This window comes from Microvirga arabica (assembly GCF_016811235.1).
GTDB classification, from domain to species: domain Bacteria; phylum Pseudomonadota; class Alphaproteobacteria; order Rhizobiales; family Beijerinckiaceae; genus Microvirga; species Microvirga arabica.
In genome coordinates, this window is sequence record NZ_JAFBID010000073.1 from 18025 (window position 1) to 34306 (window position 16282).

General features: G+C 61.8%; 15 protein-coding genes. 13 read left to right on the plus strand and 2 right to left on the minus strand.

The features are described 5' to 3' along the window. Nucleotides 1–46: 46 nt before the first annotated feature. The 13 genes from rfbD to JQC81_RS25635 all read left to right on the plus strand — a co-directional run bounded on the left by rfbD (nucleotide 47) and on the right by JQC81_RS25635 (nucleotide 14132). Nucleotides 47–964: a dTDP-4-dehydrorhamnose reductase gene (gene rfbD / locus JQC81_RS25575; protein ID WP_203274620.1), complete on the plus strand. Its 918-nt coding sequence runs from the start codon at nucleotides 47–49 to the stop codon at nucleotides 962–964. A 72-nt stretch (nucleotides 965–1036) separates the two neighbouring features. Further along, the gene (locus tag JQC81_RS25580) at nucleotides 1037–2227 is read left to right on the plus strand and encodes an O-succinylhomoserine sulfhydrylase (RefSeq protein WP_203274621.1); all 1191 of its coding nucleotides are present in this window, start codon (nucleotides 1037–1039) and stop codon (nucleotides 2225–2227) included. Nucleotides 2228–2532: 305 nt separating this feature from the next. Then, nucleotides 2533–3669: a TRAP transporter substrate-binding protein gene (locus JQC81_RS25585; protein WP_203274622.1), complete on the plus strand. Its 1137-nt coding sequence runs from the start codon at nucleotides 2533–2535 to the stop codon at nucleotides 3667–3669. Nucleotides 3670–3891: 222 nt separating this feature from the next. After that, nucleotides 3892–4476: a TRAP transporter small permease subunit gene (locus JQC81_RS25590; protein WP_203274636.1), complete on the plus strand. Its 585-nt coding sequence runs from the start codon at nucleotides 3892–3894 to the stop codon at nucleotides 4474–4476. Then, a complete protein-coding gene (locus JQC81_RS25595; RefSeq protein WP_203274623.1) occupies nucleotides 4476–5813 on the plus strand; it encodes a TRAP transporter large permease in 1338 nt (445 codons plus the stop codon). The genes JQC81_RS25590 and JQC81_RS25595 overlap by 1 nt, the downstream gene beginning before the upstream one ends. Before the next feature lie 202 nt (nucleotides 5814–6015). Next, complete coding sequence (locus JQC81_RS25600; RefSeq protein WP_203274624.1) at nucleotides 6016–6180, plus strand: hypothetical protein; 165 nt, start codon at nucleotides 6016–6018, stop codon at nucleotides 6178–6180. A gap of 4 nt (nucleotides 6181–6184) precedes the next feature. Further along, entirely contained in the window at nucleotides 6185–6394 is a 210-nt protein-coding gene (locus JQC81_RS25605; protein ID WP_203274625.1) for a hypothetical protein, read from the plus strand. 448 nt (nucleotides 6395–6842) lie between these two features. Then, on the plus strand, nucleotides 6843–7253 hold the full coding sequence (locus tag JQC81_RS25610; protein WP_203274626.1) for a cytochrome b family protein: 411 nt from the start codon (nucleotides 6843–6845) through the stop codon (nucleotides 7251–7253). A 326-nt stretch (nucleotides 7254–7579) separates the two neighbouring features. Beyond that, nucleotides 7580–8881: a tyrosine-type recombinase/integrase gene (locus tag JQC81_RS25615; protein ID WP_203274627.1), complete on the plus strand. Its 1302-nt coding sequence runs from the start codon at nucleotides 7580–7582 to the stop codon at nucleotides 8879–8881. 14 nt (nucleotides 8882–8895) lie between these two features. Beyond that, a complete protein-coding gene (locus tag JQC81_RS25620; RefSeq protein ID WP_203274628.1) occupies nucleotides 8896–9522 on the plus strand; it encodes a hypothetical protein in 627 nt (208 codons plus the stop codon). 107 nt (nucleotides 9523–9629) lie between these two features. Continuing rightward, nucleotides 9630–9902: a helix-turn-helix domain-containing protein gene (locus JQC81_RS25625; RefSeq protein ID WP_203274629.1), complete on the plus strand. Its 273-nt coding sequence runs from the start codon at nucleotides 9630–9632 to the stop codon at nucleotides 9900–9902. A gap of 85 nt (nucleotides 9903–9987) precedes the next feature. Continuing rightward, entirely contained in the window at nucleotides 9988–13071 is a 3084-nt protein-coding gene (locus JQC81_RS25630; protein WP_203274630.1) for an AICE element replication initiation protein, read from the plus strand. 875 nt (nucleotides 13072–13946) lie between these two features. Beyond that, nucleotides 13947–14132, plus strand: a complete 186-nt coding sequence (locus JQC81_RS25635; protein ID WP_203274631.1) for a hypothetical protein — start codon at nucleotides 13947–13949, stop codon at nucleotides 14130–14132. A 361-nt stretch (nucleotides 14133–14493) separates the two neighbouring features. On the opposite strand, the gene JQC81_RS25640 is transcribed toward JQC81_RS25635, so the two are convergent. Next, the gene (locus JQC81_RS25640) at nucleotides 14494–15012 is read right to left on the minus strand and encodes a helix-turn-helix domain-containing protein (RefSeq protein ID WP_203274632.1); all 519 of its coding nucleotides are present in this window, start codon (nucleotides 15010–15012) and stop codon (nucleotides 14494–14496) included. 88 nt (nucleotides 15013–15100) lie between these two features. Further along, the coding region (locus JQC81_RS25645) for a porin (RefSeq protein WP_203274633.1) at nucleotides 15101–16282 on the minus strand (1182 nt) is incomplete at its 5' end.

A 16282-nucleotide genomic window follows, 5' to 3' on the forward strand; every position in this document is an offset into this window, starting at 1 on the left:
GCTGCTGTCAGACAGCAGCTTCCAGATCGAAGAGGGTTCGGGTTCCATGCGTATCATCGTCATTGGCAAGGAAGGGCAGGTCGCGCGCGCTCTGGCGGAGCGGGCGCGGGCGCATGGCGCGCAGGCCGTCCTCGTCGGCCGCCCCAAGCTCGACCTTGCCGATCCGTCGGGCATCGAGGACGCCCTGGTCGAGACTGGCGGCGACGTCATCGTGAATGCGGCGGCCTATACGGCGGTCGATCAGGCTCAATCCGCTCCGGAGCTGGCTGAGGCCATCAACGGGATCGGCGCCGGCGTCGTGGCCGGCACCGCGGCGGCCATGAACGTGCCGCTGATCCACATCTCCACCGATTATGTGTTCGACGGCACCGCCGACCATCCTTATCGGGAGGATGACCCGGTCGCTCCGCTCGGCGTCTACGGCGCCTCGAAGCTCTTAGGCGAGGAAGCGGTGGCAGCCGAGGCCGAGAACTACGCCATCCTGCGCACGGCCTGGATCTACAGCCCCTTCGGCAAAAACTTCGTCAAGACGATGCTGCGCCTGGCCGGCGACCGCGACGAAGTGAGTGTTGTGGCCGACCAGCACGGCTCGCCCACCAGTGCCCTGGACATCGCCGACGGCATCATCGCGGTCAGTCGCAACCTGCTGGAGCGGCCCGAGGACAAGAACCTGCGCGGCCTGTTCCACATGGCCGGAACAGGCTTCGCCAGCTGGGCGGAGTTCGCCACGGAGATCTTCACCCTGTCGGCTCATCTCGAAGGGCCCTCGGCGAAGGTGCGGCCGATTGCGACATCGGATTACCCTACCCCGGCCAGACGGCCGGCCAATTCCCGGCTCGACTGCACGAAGCTTAAAGAGACGCACGGCGTGGTGCTGCCGCCCTGGCGCTCGTCGCTCGAGCCCTGCGTGAAGCGCCTCATCGAGGAGACCCGCAAGGAGTTTCTCCGCGGCAATGTGGGCTGAGCGGTGAAGGCGGAGACTTTCCGCCAAAAGAAGACGGTTGTTCTTTATAAAGAACAATCGTAGGATCGATGAATGACCCCGCCCAAAGAGCCGTCCTTTCGCCTTGAAACCCGTCTCGTTCATGAGGGCAACCAGCGCACGTCCTTTGGGGAGACCTCCGAGGCGCTGTTCCTCACCCAGGGCTTCGTCTACGAGAGCGCCGAGAGCGCCGAGCGGCGTTTCCTGAACGAGGAACCGGGCTACAGCTACAGCCGCTACTCGAACCCCACCATCGATGCTTTCGAGCAGCGCATCGCCGGGCTCGAAGGCGCGGAAACAGCTCGCGCGACGGCGAGCGGCATGGCGGCTGTCACGGCTGCCATGGTCGGCCAGGTGCAAGCCGGCGATCATGTGGTGGCAGCCCGCGCCCTCTTCGGCTCCTGCCGCTGGGTGGTGGAGGATTTCCTGCCCCGTTTCGGCGTCGGCTGCACCCTGGTCGACGGCACGAACTTGAGTCAATGGCGCGAGGCCGTGAGGCCCGAGACCAAGGCGTTCCTGCTGGAGACGCCCACCAATCCGAGCCTGGAGATCGTCGACATCGCGGCAGTTGCCGAGATTGCCCATGCGGCCGGTGCGACGCTCACCGTCGACAATGTTTTCGCGACACCGCTCTTCCAGAAGCCGCTCGCGCTTGGCGCCGATTGCGTGGTGTATTCGGCCACCAAGCATATCGACGGCCAGGGCCGATGTCTGGGTGGCGCGATCCTCGGCTCCACTGAATTCATCGAGACCAAGGTGCAGCAATTCCTGCGCATGACGGGACCGTCGATCTCGCCTTTCAACGCCTGGGTTCTTCTGAAGGGCCTCGAGACGCTGCCCCTGCGCGTCGAACGGCAGACGGCCAATGCGGGCTATCTCGCGGATGCTCTTCACGATCACCCGAAGCTGCGGCGCCTGACCTATCCGGGACGCCCGGACCATCCGCAGGCAGACCTGATCCGGCGCCAGATGAGCGGCGCCTCGACCATGATCGCGCTTGACGTCAAAGGCGGCAAGGACGGTGCTTTCCGCTTCCTGAATGCCCTCAGGCTGATCAGGATCTCCAATAACCTCGGCGACGCGAAAAGTCTTGTGACGCATCCGGCCACCACCACCCATCAGCGCTTCACGCCCGAGCAGCGCGCCGAGATGGGGATCACCGATGGACTGGTGCGGCTGTCGGTCGGGCTGGAGCACAAGGACGATCTGCTGGAGGATCTCATCCAAGCCCTTGAGCGCGCCTGACCATCACAAGCGCGTGATGCAGACCCGAGAAGGCTTTGAGGCCGCCGGCTCACGCCGATGCCGTGCGCCCGGCATCGGGCCGCTCCGTCGATGGAGCGGCAGCTCTAGCAAGGTCTTCGTAGAAGAAGATCGATGCCGAACATCGGCCGGTGAAGTCAAACTCATCTAGTCCAGAGGTCTATACCGCACGCCCCTGCGCACCCCTTGAAGTCACAGGGGAAATGACACACCATCCTCTGCGGAATAACGCGTTCCAGCATAAGAAAACGCGACCCTTCACAAGTGTAAGGTTGAGGGAGGAAGCAGTGAAAAAAGACAAATCGTCAGCGTCCCAGACTCCGAGTGCATCCAAGCAGTCTCGCCGTCGGTTCCTGCAGGTTGCCGGCCTGGGAGCGGCCGCAACGGTCGCAGCACCTCAGGTTTCAAGAGCCCAGACCGCCACCTGGAAATTCCAGTCGACCTGGCCGAACCGCGACATCTTCCATGAATTCTGCAACGACTTCGCCAAGCGCGTGAACGACATGTCGGGCGGACGCCTGAAGCTCGACGTTCTCGCCTCCGGGGCCGTCGTTCCGGCGTTCCAATTGCAGGACGCCGTGCATGCCGGCATTCTCGACGGCGGCCATGGCGTGGCGGCCTATTGGTACGGTAAGAACAAAGCCTTCGCTCTGTTCGGCACCGGCCCATCCTTCGGATGGAATGCCAACTCGTTCCTGGGCTGGATGAATTATGGCGGCGGCTACGATCTTTACAACGAGCTGCAGCAGCAGATTCTCAAGCTCAACATCGTCGGCTTCCTGTCGGGCCCGATGCCTGCCCAGCCTCTCGGCTGGTTCAAGAGCGAGGTGACCTCGGCCGATGCCTTCAAGGGGCTGAAGTACCGCACGGTGGGCCTGGCCGCCGACCTCAACCGCCAGCTCGGGGCCGCCGTCACCATCCTGGCCGGCGGCGAGATCGTGCCGGCCCTGGAGCGCGGCGTCATCGACGGCGCGGAGTTCAACAATCCGTCCTCCGACCTCGTGCTCGGCTTCCCCGACGTGTCGAAGAACCTGATGCTCCAGAGCTATCACCAGTCCGGTGAGACCTTCGAGCTCATCTTCAACAAGGCGAAGTACGATGGGCTCCCGGCGGAGCTGAAGGCCATCATCAAATATGCGTCGGAAGCCGCTTCGGCCGACATGTCCTGGAAGGCGCTCGATCGCTATTCCAAGGACCTCGAGGCCATCCGCGGCCGCGGCGTCCAGGTGAAGAAGACGCCGGACTCGGTGCTGAAAGTTCAGCTCGACGCCTGGAACAAGGTCATCGACGAGTTCTCGAAGGATCCGTTCTTCAAGAAGGTGATCGACAGCCAGAAGGCCTGGGTGCAGCGGACCTATGCCTATGAGCGCCTGAATGAACCTTCGCGCGACATGGCCTACGACCACTTCTTCAAGATCACTTGAGGAACGGCCGGCCCGTCGGGTCCATCTGATGCTTCTTCAACGACGAGGGCGGCACGCATGATGCCGCCCTCGTAGAGCATCGGACCCAAAAGTGGATTGGCACTTTTGGGATCTATCCAATGCTCAATCCCTTAAGCTGCGCATCGTGTGGGCCGGAAAACCGGATCCACTTTTCCGCACGATGCGCTGGTGTCCCGCAGGCTTCCGAAAAGGGCCTCGCCCATGCGCTTCGTCTACTTCATCGACCGCATCAATACGTTCATTGGCAAGACCGTTGCCTGGGCCATTCTCGCCCTCACCTTCGCGGTCTGCTACGAGGTGTTTTCGCGCTATGTGCTGAGAGCCCCGACCGAATGGGCTTTCGATGCGAGCTACATGCTCTACGGCCTGCTCTTCATGATCGCGGGCCCTTACACGCTTGCCCGCAACAGCCACGTGAGAGGCGACTTTCTTTACCGCAACTGGCGGCCGCGCCGGCAGGCGGGTCTGGATCTGCTTCTCTACTTTCTGTTCTTCTTTCCCGGCATTCTCGCTCTCGTTTATGCCGGCATTCCGTTTTCCCAAATGTCATGGATGATGAACGAGCATTCCATGAACTCGCCGAACGGGCCGCCGATCTACCCTTTCAAAGCGCTGATTCCTCTCGCAGGCGTGCTGATGGCGTTCCAAGGCATCGCCGAAGTGATCCGCTGCATTCAGTGCCTGCGCACCGGCGAGTGGCCGCAGCGGCTGCATGATGTGGAAGAAACCGAAAAGCTCATTCTTGAACAGGCCGAGCAACAAGGCCTCACGAAGGGGGTCATCTGATGCTGGCATCTTGGGGGCTGGGGAATCCCGAACTGGGCGTGGTGATGCTCGGCCTGTTCGTGGTCTTCATTATGCTGGGGTTTCCCATCGCGTTCACGCTGATGGCCCTCGGGTTCGGCTTCGGCTATTTCGCCATGGGCGACATCGTGTTCGCGCTCGTGGTGCAGCGCGCCTATTCGGTGATGACGAACGACACGCTGGTCGCCATCCCGCTCTTCGTCTTCATGGGATACATCATCGAGCGGGCGAACATTCTCGACCGTTTGTTCTACTCGATCCAGATCGCCATCGGGGGCCTTCCGGGCTCGCTCGCCATCGCCACGCTTGTCACCTGCGCACTGTTTGCAACCGCGACGGGCATCGTGGGCGCCGTGGTGACTCTCATGGGCCTCCTCGCCTTCCCGGCCATGCTGAAGGCAGGCTACGACGTGAGGCTGTCCGCAGGCGTCGTCTGCGCCGGCGGGTGCCTGGGCATTCTGCTTCCGCCGAGCGTGCTGCTCATCCTGTATGGCGCGACCGCCGGCGTTTCCGTGCCGAAGCTCTATGCGGGCGCCCTCTTCCCGGGCCTCATGCTGGCGGCGCTCTACACGTTCTACGTCATCGTCCGCTGCGCCCTCAATCCGAGCCTCGCCCCCAAACTGCCCGCAGAGGAGCGCAGGGTTCCTCTCGCCAAGGTCGTCTGGTCCCTGGCCACGTCGTTCTTCCCGCTGGCACTGCTCATCCTGTCGGTGCTCGGCGCCATCTTCTTCGGCATCGCAACCCCGACGGAAGCCGCGGCCGTCGGCGCTCTCGGCAGTCTGCTGCTCGCGGCCGCCTATCGGTCCCTGTCGCTCGGCAAGTTGAAGGAATCGGTCATTCTCACCGCTCGCACCTCGGCCATGGTGTGCTGGCTCTTTGTCGGCTCCTTCATCTTCTCGTCGATCTTTGCCTTTCTCGGCGGACATCAGCCTGTCGAGAATTTCGTCACGGGCCTGAACCTCTCTCCCTTCTGGTTCTTGATCCTGACGCAGGTGATCATCTTCGTGCTCGGCTGGCCGCTTGAATGGACTGAGATCGTCGTGATCTTCGTGCCGATCTTCCTGCCGCTCCTCGACAATTTCGGCATCGATCCGATCTTCTTCGGCATCCTGATCGCGCTGAACATCCAGACGTCGTTCCTGTCGCCGCCTGTGGCCATGGCGCCCTTCTACCTGAAGGGCATCGCGCCGCCGCATGTGAGCATCAACGAGATCTTCGCCGGCGTCATGCCGTTCCTCTTCCTCGTCATCATCGCCATGGCCATGTTCTACACCTTCCCGGATATTGGCCTCTGGCTGCCGCGCTACCTCTACGGCTGAGGCATCGGGCCCGAAAGTGGACTTGCACTTTTGGGATCGGATCCGATGCTTTCTTCTTGGATGAGAGCATCGTGTGACCGGGCCCAGGGATCCGCACGATGCTCTAACGCTCAAGGCTGCTGAATGGAAAGTTTCTAAACAAGCCCGGAACCCTGAAAGCGCCCTCACGTTGGCCTCCTGTTCGCGCCCGAAGGAGGCCATCATGAAGTGCCAGTTCTGCCAGCAAGACGTCACCGACCCCTGCCACAACAAGCAGGAATTGCAGCAGCGCGCCGCAAGCCATGTGGAGCGTTGCGAGCACGCCCTTCAGGATCAGCAGGGCACAGGCTCCGGAGCTCACCGTCGCGACATCCAGAGCGGCGACTGATCCCATGCCCGGCAAGGGCAAGGATCGTGCTCAAGGCTTAGCCGAGCAGAGCGTGAACACCAGCATCGTGCATGCGGACGATAGCAGCCCGGATCGCGCTGGGCAGGGTGATCGCTCCGCCGGCAACCGCCGCCTGACTGAGAACGATCAGCGGAAGGGCCTTGAGAGAACCGATCCGGACACACCGCAACCAGAACACCGCAACAAGCCGTAGGAGAGTGCCTTGGCCTGCAAAGCTCGTGTCAGACCGTCCTGGAAGAAGCACAGGCGTTCGAAGGGGAAACCCTCCGGATCCCGCAAATCGCGCGTAACCCAGCGCAGCTGAGATGCAGCAACTTTGCCGACGGCCCGCATGCGCGGGCCGTTTTGCTTTTGGCGGTGGAAAATGGGAAAAATGGCCCAATGTTGGTCCGAGAGCCACGGCGGCAGATGTCTAGAGCAGCTGGCAGAAGTAGTGATCTGCTTTGCAGCAAAACGGGCACCTCGACCCACTATCTCGTGCATTCGCGATAATGTATCCCGACATCGTTTACCTGCACGATGCATCATTGCAGCGATGACATTGTAATCATGATGTTTGTGCTCCTGCACACATCAGTCATACTGCTCCTCCTTATAAGTATAAACCGACATCAACTCGGGGAAACTTCGGAGGACGCCTCATGCACGCTTCTTCACTCAGCTTCAGGCTCGCCGTTCTGTTCGTCATCGCCGGCATGGCTATGGGAATTGGTATGGCAATGACCCAGAACCACGCCCTGATGCCGGCCCATGCTCACCTCAACCTATTGGGATGGGTCTCCCTGTTCCTCTTCGGCATCTATTACGAGCGTCGCCCTGCCCTCGACACGAGCCGGTTGGCGATGTTCCAGGTTGTCCTGTGGTCCGTCGGCACCGTCGTGCTCACGATGGCCGTTGCGGCCATCCACTTGGGCTATCATGCGGCTGATCCCGTCGCCGGCCTCGCGTCCGTGCTGGTGCTGGCGGCCATGATGATATTTGCCTATTTCGTGTTCCGCCCGGCCCGGGATTTTGCTCCCGGCCCGGCAGCCCACCTGACGCCGGCAGAATAAGACTCACACTGCCGAGGGTGGCAGCCCAATTCGTCTGATCGAGAGCAGTGCCAGCCACACTAGATGCGATTTCGTAGTGATGTGACATGCTCTTTTAGCGCCGTCGAACCAGAAAAAGAAAAGCCCCGCCAAAGCGGGGCTTTTTCTGAGAACCTTTGGCGCTCCCTAGGGGACTCGAACCCCTGTTTTCGCCGTGAGAGGGCGGTAGGGTGTCGTCCATGACAAACATGACAACGCCAAACACCTAATTTTACTTGAGATTTGCTGTCATGGCCGTACCATCCGTCTCACACGTCACTGTGAGATAAATTGTGAGACGGACCGCCATGTCGAAGTTCGCCAACATTGACACCCCAGCCAAGCGGTCCAAGCTCGCTGCCGCCAAGAACCCGTATTGGCGCGGGATCGGCCATGGCCGCGGCGGTCTTTATCTCGGGTACCGGAAGCCTCTGCGTGGCGCGGGAACCTGGGTTGCGAAGATCGTCCAAGGCGGACGGAGGGCCGAGGAACGCATTGGCCTCGCGGACGACATGGGCGCCGCGGCGGAGGCCTTGGGCTACGCCGCCGCGGTGCGGGCCGCTTTAAGCTGGGCGGAAGGCCGAGAGCGAGCCTTTGCCGCCCTGGACGCCGGCGATGCCAATGGGCTGGCGCTCACGGTCCGCGAGGCCGTGAACGCCTACATTAAGGTCCGGGAGGCCCGGAGCAAGCGGGCCGGGGCCGACGCGAAGTCCCGGCTCACGCTCCATGTCCTGTCCGATCCCAAGATATCCGACCTGCGGCTCTCCCGCGTGACCGCAAGTGCACTAAAGGAGTGGCGCAAGCGTTTATCGCCGGAGCTCCGGCCTGCCACGGTGAATCGCCTCCTCAACGACCTGCGCGCTGCACTCAACACCGCCATCGACGAGCATCGGCGGGTACTTGGCCCCCACATCCGAGACGAGGTGAAAGTCGGCACGAAGGCGCTGCTCTCCGCCGACGAAGCCCGGGAGCGCCAGATCCTAACGGCCGCAGACGTCCGGACACTCACGGCGGCGGCGTTCGACTTGGACGAAACAGCCGACCTTGGCCGTTTTGTTCTTGTGCTGGCTGCGACGGGGGCACGCTTCTCTCAAGTCGCGCGGCTCCGCGTCCGCGATGTTCTTGTTAACGATCTGCGGATCATGGTCCCGCGCTCCGCCAAGGGCAAGGGTGCGAAGTCAGCGACCCACATCGGCGTTCCTGTGGGAGAAGATGTCATCGAGCGGCTCCGTCCCATCCTCCACGGCCGCAAGGGCCACGAGGCCCTGCTGGAGCGGTGGCGACACCGCCAAGTGGCCCCGATCGTCTGGGAGCGGGTCGAGCGCAGCCCCTGGAGAGCCGCCGCGGAACTGACTCGACCTTGGAAAGAGATTGTCGTAGCGGCAAATCTCCCCATCGGGACGATTCCCTATTCTCTCCGGCATACCTCGATCGTGCGGATGCTGCGCGCCAATGTCTCGACACGATTTGTGGCGCTCGCGCATGACACCTCGGTCGCCATGATCGAGAAGCATTATGCAGCCTACGTGCTCGATGACGTTAGCGACATCGTCCGGCGGGCCGTGGAGCCCGTCGCACCTGCCGCGCCGGCCCGTCTGCACGTCGTCTGAGTTAAGGCCGGCAGATGAGCGAAGACAAGCCGTCCTCCCCCGATCACGGGGCATTGGAGGAGCAGTTCAAGGCATACGCGTGGGGCGCATGGAAGAGGGCTCGGCGAAAAGTCCTTGCGTTCGCTCCCGCCTTGAAAGGTCTGTCACAACACGAACGAAGGCTCTTGCGCCATGCGGCGCTGCAGGATCATGAGGAAATCACGGATGAGCTGGCAAGCGATGGAGTAGGCGAGACTGACCCGGTCTCCAAGGTTGTGCATCAAACCTTAGGTGAGCTTCTTCCCACCGGAGAGGGCGACGGTCCAAAGCTTTCGCGCGTGGACGCGCTTCGCCTAATGATGGCAATGGGCGCCGCCAGGCTGCCGGCTTCGAGCCCACCAGAATTGCTGCTCATTAAGGCTCTTCGGTTGCACGAGCTCGCGGACCAGCTCGAAATTGAGCGTGCCCGCGAAGAAGGCGCAAGAACGCCGCGGCAGCCCCGCGCACAGAAGAACGCCGCGCTCATCTCCGCCGCTCGGGAGATACGGCGTCGGCGCCCGAGCCTATCGGTAAGTGCCATTGCGAAGACCCTGCACGAGCGAGACGAGTGGCGAGATCTAACCATCAACGCAATCCGCAAGCGGCTCACAGGAGTTTTGTAGGTTTTGTAGGGCGAGGAAGTTGGCCGTTTAGGCCCCCTCCAACTATGTCAACAGGGGCATCTCCGTAACCAAGGGCCACGACGGCCTGAATTTTACGGAGAACATAAATGCAACGCACCGCGCTCTCTCCCGACTGGCGCCAGACCCACTTCCTCCCCATTGCGAAGGCCGCGCAGGTCCTCGGTGTCTCGCGGGCGCAACTCTATCGGCTCGCTGGCATGGGGCGCGTGGCGCTCCATCGCTCCCTCGGCCGCGTTGTCCTCCGCACGGAGGACGTAATCCGCTTGGCCGACAGCGCCACCCCGTGGACGCCCGAGCCGGGACGCAACGCCGCGGCAGTGCAGGCCATCCGCGACCAGCGGACCCAGCGTTCCCGCTAGCACCGAAGCAGAACGCCCCAACGCGCCAGTCCATGCCGCGTTAGGGCATCCTCTGTCACTTACTTCTATTCGAAAGATTATACTTATGACTTCCGCGCTTTGCACGCTTGACGATGATGTTGCGCCCCTCCGCCATGTCACGAATTTGCTCAACATTGCCCTTGGCCAGACCGGATTGAGCGCCATTGATGCAGGTGATCCTGTGGCGTTTGGCGACGCTGTCAGTCGGCTTCTTATTGGGAAGGGCTACTCCTACCAAAAGGCTATCGGGTTCAGTCCGAACGAGGGTGATGCAAAGCATCTCGCCCGCGACTTGGATGCGCATTTCCCAGTTGCAGGATTGGACTTTCCTCTGAGATACTCCAAGGCAGTGCACGAGGCACTTGGCCTGCTCCGTACGGTTCGGGGATTTGAACGGGATACGCTGATCTGGGGCTTGATCCATACGGTGCTCGTTGCATCCCGTCCGGCGCGTTTCGGTTCGCTGCTTGCCTTCGTGAAGCAGATGTTTTCGCCTGAGAGCAGCATCGCCTTCACCACAATGCTGCCAGTGGACGGGAACAAGCAGCTCCAGGGCTTCACCTGGAGCCTCAACCACGATCCTGATGGTATTGAACTCTTCGCGTTCCTCGCCGACGCAGAGGATCAAGGCCGCAATATCTATATCTGCACGAACCCGGTCCAGGCGAATTTCAACGGCCAAAAGCCTGCCGACAAGCACGTGGTCCAGGCCATTCATGCCTTGAAGGACTTCGACCGGAAATCGCTGGCTAGGAGCATGGAGGAGGCGCAAGCCCACACCGTGGTGAACGCCGCCGCCGACAAGGCTGTTGCGGACGTAGGCGTTGATCCTGCTGCCCGGATTCGGTCCGGTAACGGGGAGCATTTGTGGTTCAAGTGGTCTCCCGGAGCGGATCGGGAACTGTGGGGCAATGCGTGCGCCGCCACCGGGTCAGATGCCGTTTATGAACCCTCTCGGATTGGGAGAGCACCGGGAACGTTTAACGTACCCCCTCAAGAGAAGCGCAATCAGCATGGCTATCGCCCGCGGTTGGCCTATCTGGTGGGTACGCCCGATCCCTCCGCCCCGCCGGTCAACCCTGAGCACCTGGCGGTGCAGTTCCCGCCTCGGAAGAGCGCCTCCAAGCAAGCCAAGGTGGGCACGCACTCCAGCGTGCCCACCTTGGCGACGGGCCATGGTATCGAGGGGCTCACGCTGGATGAGGTTTCTCGCGTTGAGGCTGTATGGCCCGCCGTCAAGGATGCACATGTCCTTGGTGATCTGCCGGTGGAATTGCGCACGCAAGTTGATGATGCACTTTTTAAAGACGCGTTCCTTCGGCAACGCTACGCGGGCGTTGCGGGTCCGCTGGCTGATCGCTTTGGAACGCCCCGTCTGGAGGGATACGCGGAAGGAGATCGGTCGGCCGCGACCATTTCCCTGATTAGCCTTGCACGCCGGGCCGGCACTTCCCTGGAGGTCACGCTCGCTATGGCCGTGACGCATGAGGCGGGTGAACTGCTCCCAGGCGACAAGCATGGCGACTTCAGCCGCAAGCGGCAGTTCGGACGGTGCTGGTCGAAGGCTTCTCCAGCAGAGGGGGCTGAAGGAACTACCTCCTCTCGGAGCGGCGGCACGGTCTTGCGGAGGGCCGAGGACGCCATTCTCGCCCTTCCAGGCGTGGAACTCTGGCGGAGCAGGACCGGCCGGTTCATCGCCCTGCCCACAAGTCGTGGGGTCGAGCACTTCGACCTAAAATCCGCTGAGGTGATCGACGCCATTTTTGCCGCCCTGCGTCAACTCCCGGACCGGAGCGTGCACCTGCCGCCCAAGGGTGTAGCCGATTTGGTCGAGACACTCTATGCCATGGCACACTCCGCGCCGGAGTTCCCGGCGGGCGTTCGTTCTGCACCCCACGGCGGGGCGGCAGGCGATTACATCTACATCAACATGGCGAATGATGCCGGCGAGGTGATCGAGGTCTCGCCTGCCAGAAACCGGATTATCCCGGGAAATATCGCGCCGGTCCGGTTCCCTCGCCGGTCCAATCTCCGTCCGCTCCCCTCGCTTCCCGCCGGGATGAAAGGGCGCGATTTCCTGCAGATGCTCGGGCAGCACATCGCTCTCCCGCAGCGTTTGTCAGCGAGCGCCAGGGATCCGGGGGTTCAAGCCCAGGCAGGCGTGCTTCTCTTCCTGACGAGCGCCATGCGGCGCGACGGCGAAGTCGCCCATTTGCTCCTGACTGGGCCGGCCGGCGCCGGCAAGACGACCACAGCCCTTCGCCTCAAGGATTTGTGCGATCCGACGAACCCTCCCCTCTCGGCAGCGCCGCGGGATATCCTTGGTCTCGTCGCACTCGCCAAGGGTCAGGGCATCACGGCCCTGGACAACACTTCCAACGTCTCGCCGGAGATGGCCGACATGTTGTGCGGCTTCGCAACCGGAACGGCGCTCACGGCGCGCCAGTACTACACGAACGGCGATCTCTACAGTGCGGAGGTCTTGGCGCCCGTGATGTTCACCACCGTAATCCCGGATCTCAGCAGCCGGCCAGACCTCCTGTCTAGGATGGCCCGCGTGGTGCTCGAACCACGAACGGTAACAGCGCCTAAGCCGCTCCTAGATGATGCATGGCAGAAGCATCGCCCCGCCCTGCTCGGCGCATTTCTCGATTTGCTCGCGGGCGGGCTGGCCGGATGGCGGACGGTGGCTTCGGAGTGGGCCGGCAAGCCCCTGGAGCGCCTTGCTGGCCCGCTTATTTTCGCCGAAGCGGCCGCGCGGGCTATGGGTTGGAAGCCCAACCTGCTGATCGAAGCCCTGCGGGAGAGCTGGCGCGAACAGCAGACTGATGCTGCATCCGGCGACCCGGTCGTCGCGACGTTGTTGGACCTCATGAGCAAGGTCGAGGGTGGAATCTGGGAGGGCAGCTTCGCCGACCTCCTTACCGTCCTAACGAGTCCATTTGGCGCACAAAGCAAACTCCCAATCCGGTCCCCGCAAGGGTTGGGCCAAGCCATCGCACGGCTGGACCCGGGCGCTCTTGCTGATCTTGGTCTCGCCGTGACCTACCGGAGGATCAACGGCAAAAAGGTGCTTACCATCACCAAGACCAGTTCGGACGAGACGGATACAGGCAGCCGGACTGAGCCCGATCCGTTCTCGTTCTAGCTGGGGGCGCAATGCTCGGCTTCGGGTGTTCGACGCTATGCCGCTGAATACCCGAAGCTGTATCATCCATGACGATCATGCCGGCTTAGGTGTTCAAGGTATCCAAGGGGCGCATCCGCGCCCCTCCTTTTTCTATGCGCCACCGCCCCCTTTCTTTCCCCTGCGCTCCCCACGCCGCCGGCCTTCTCTCTGCCCTTCTTTCTTGTTCACCTAAAGAGGAAGGGATGAACACTTTCAACACCTTGAACACCCAAGTCGGCATAGTCGTCACGGACGATGCTTTTCTGGGTATTCAATGCAAAATGCATCGATTACCTTGAATACCCGGTCCGGCATGAACGTCACGCACGATCGCTAGAGAGTTCCCTTAGGAGCGTGCTCCAAGCTCGCGCGGCGGTGGGGTGTCCAGAAAGCTCAATCAGATCCCGGTACGCTGCGGCAACACGCAGCCGCTCCTCGTCGGTCTGGCACAGGGCAAGGACAGGCATGAGATCGCGCCGGTGCTGGACAAAGAAATCCCATAGCGCGTCTGGCTCTTGCAGCAGGGCCCCCCAGCGATTTGCTCGCGATGTCGGCGGAGTTGCTTGGCCTTTATCGATACCCTCTGGTCGTCGGCGCCGGGACCAGGGTGACAGCTTTTCCGCAACGATGTGGACCGGCAATACCCCCGTCTGAGTGGGGAGTTTATCACCGCCCGGTGTTCCGGCGGCAGCAATCTTCATCGGCAAATCATCAAGGATCTCGCACCACGCCGCCGAATTGCGTCGATCTAGATGAGTCCTGCGGAAGCGCCAGCGTGCCCAGTCAAGAACCGCAGGCGGAATAATGTCTAACTTTAGACCCCATACCCCTAAAGCCGTCCGGAATGCCTCTTCATGCATTCCAAGATCGATCGTGGCGCCATGCGTCCATGGGTCCGTCTTCCAGGCCCGTTGGAGCCGGTTTACAGCGCGCCGCCGTTCTGCCCGTTCAAAAATGACTGGATCAAGTCGCCCGGCTGCAAGTTCGCGGAGCTGAGTTTCTCGATGGCGACGTGCACCGGCGGGGCCGGCGTGACGTAGGCACCGCAACTGTCCGGTTAATGGAGGCATTCCGCATTGGCCGCCGTTGCGCGTCTTGGCTCCACATTTTCGTGCCTTGAAGCCTCCGCGTCGGTGCTCATCCCTTGCAAGCTCGAAAGCCACGCGATGCTGGTCGTTGAGAAAGCCGTTCTTCATATACGGGAATATGGGTTGCGGTCCTCCTATTCTCCATCAAGGGCTCTGAAATGTGCATGGCTTCAACACCGGCTTGCAATTGCATCGCATGGATCCGGGAGCAGCTACGATGCCCACCTTGAGAATAACGCATTGGTTGCGCGGCTGAGCTCAACTGAATGGCTGGCGTAGTATTATGCCTCCACGAAAGTGGTCCTCGATTGTGTCATGCAATCCATAGCAGTTCTGCCTCTTCGGCTGGAACGGCAAAATACGTGTGGTTAGCAATGAGTTTACAATTGATTGTCGCGCCAGCTTTTAAATTCTCTCTGAAACCATCGTTCGTACGGAGCTGAAAACTTCCTCTGAGAAGAATAGCCATCTCATAGCCATTTCGGGCGGCGATCCTGCTCAGATTGCGGCGGATGCCTCTGCGAAGGATTGTGCGTCCTAGCTTCCGATAGGTGACAACTTGTGAAGGAGCCTCAAGCGCGTTCTCCTCTATATCAGTGACTGACTTCAGCTCAGCACGAACCTCCGCTTGGCCTTTAGTAACCTGTGATGGCTCCAACTTGAGCGCCAATGCTAGTTTGGCCGCCACATCCAAGGTCGGCGACAAGCGGCCATTCTCGATGCGGGAGATCGTAGATGCTGCAATGCCTGTGATTCGAGCAAGCTCTCGGAGTGAAAGGTTCATCTCCTTGCGCCGGCGATAGATCTCCCGAGCGAAGACAGCTTCAGACACTTAGGTTTCCTCGTAATGCAAGATCGTGATTGGCAAAAGAAAACCCCGGTGTTTCCACCGGGGTTTCCTGTCCAATCAGACGAGCCGATTAGAAGTCGCGCTGGATGCGGAAGCGAGCTTCCCAGCGGTCGTCTTCGTCGAGGTCGACACCTTCGACGTCGATGTTCGCGTAGAGAACCTCAACACCGATATCTAGGCCGGAGACCGGCGTCCAGAAGGTGTTGACGCCAACGCGCCACTCGTCGAAGTCGGCAACAGCGACGCCAGCTTCAGCCGCGCCATCGTACTCGACGCTAGCGTACGAACCATGGAGGTTCGAGCGCAGGGTGGGCGCCCAGTAGTGACGCAGACCACCGGCGACCTGCCAGCCGGAGGCGGTCTCGACGTCGCCATCAGCGCCGACGAAGGCATCGACGACCGGGACCGAGCGGAGGTTGCCGGAAGCGCCAACACCCGTCACGGCCGAGCCGAAGCCGAGGTAGCCGAGAGCGCCGTCAGCATAGGCAGCAGCGAACCACAGAGCGTCGCCAGCGGCGAGAGCCGGCAGGTTGATGCCGACCTGCGCGCCGATGGCCCAGCCGAGCTCGCTGTCGAGGAAGTCGGCATCAATCGGGTCAAACGCGGTAGAGCGGCTCTGGTGCAGAGCACCGGAGAGCTGAGCCGAACCCCAGGTGCCGGCGTACTTCACGTTGCCGACGAGGTCGGGCCAACGCTGGCCAGCCGTGGACGCGGTGTCGCCAGCGCCCAGGAGGTTACCGGCGAACGAACCCTCTTCAAGCGACAGGGTGGCGGAGAAGCCGTTGCCGAAGGAGAAGGTGTAGGCCAGCAGGTTCACGTCCGGGTAGTCGTAGAAGCGGAGCGTGGTGATGTTGCCGTTCGGCAGGTCGCCGTTGGCGAAGAACGAGGTCGAACGACCAGCGGTCAGGCCACCGAACTGGATGTAGGCCTGAGCGATGTTCGGCGAAACGTTCGCCGCGAAGGCGCCAGTCTGAGAAGCGTACACGCCGGTGTTACGATCCATTTCCATGCGGATGTAGGTGCGCAGGAGGCCGTAAGCGGTGGCGGTGCGGGCGTCGAGAGCGACGCGGCCACGAGCGCGGAAGCCGATCGAGGCGTCTTCGCGGAACTGCGGCTCGAGGTACTGGTACTCAGCGCGGACGCGGCCAGAGACGCGCAGGCAGGTTTCCGTGCCGGGGATGTAGAAGAAGCCTGCGCCGTAGGTGGAGCAGACGCGAACGTATTCAACAGCAGCAGCCTTCTTCACGGGAAG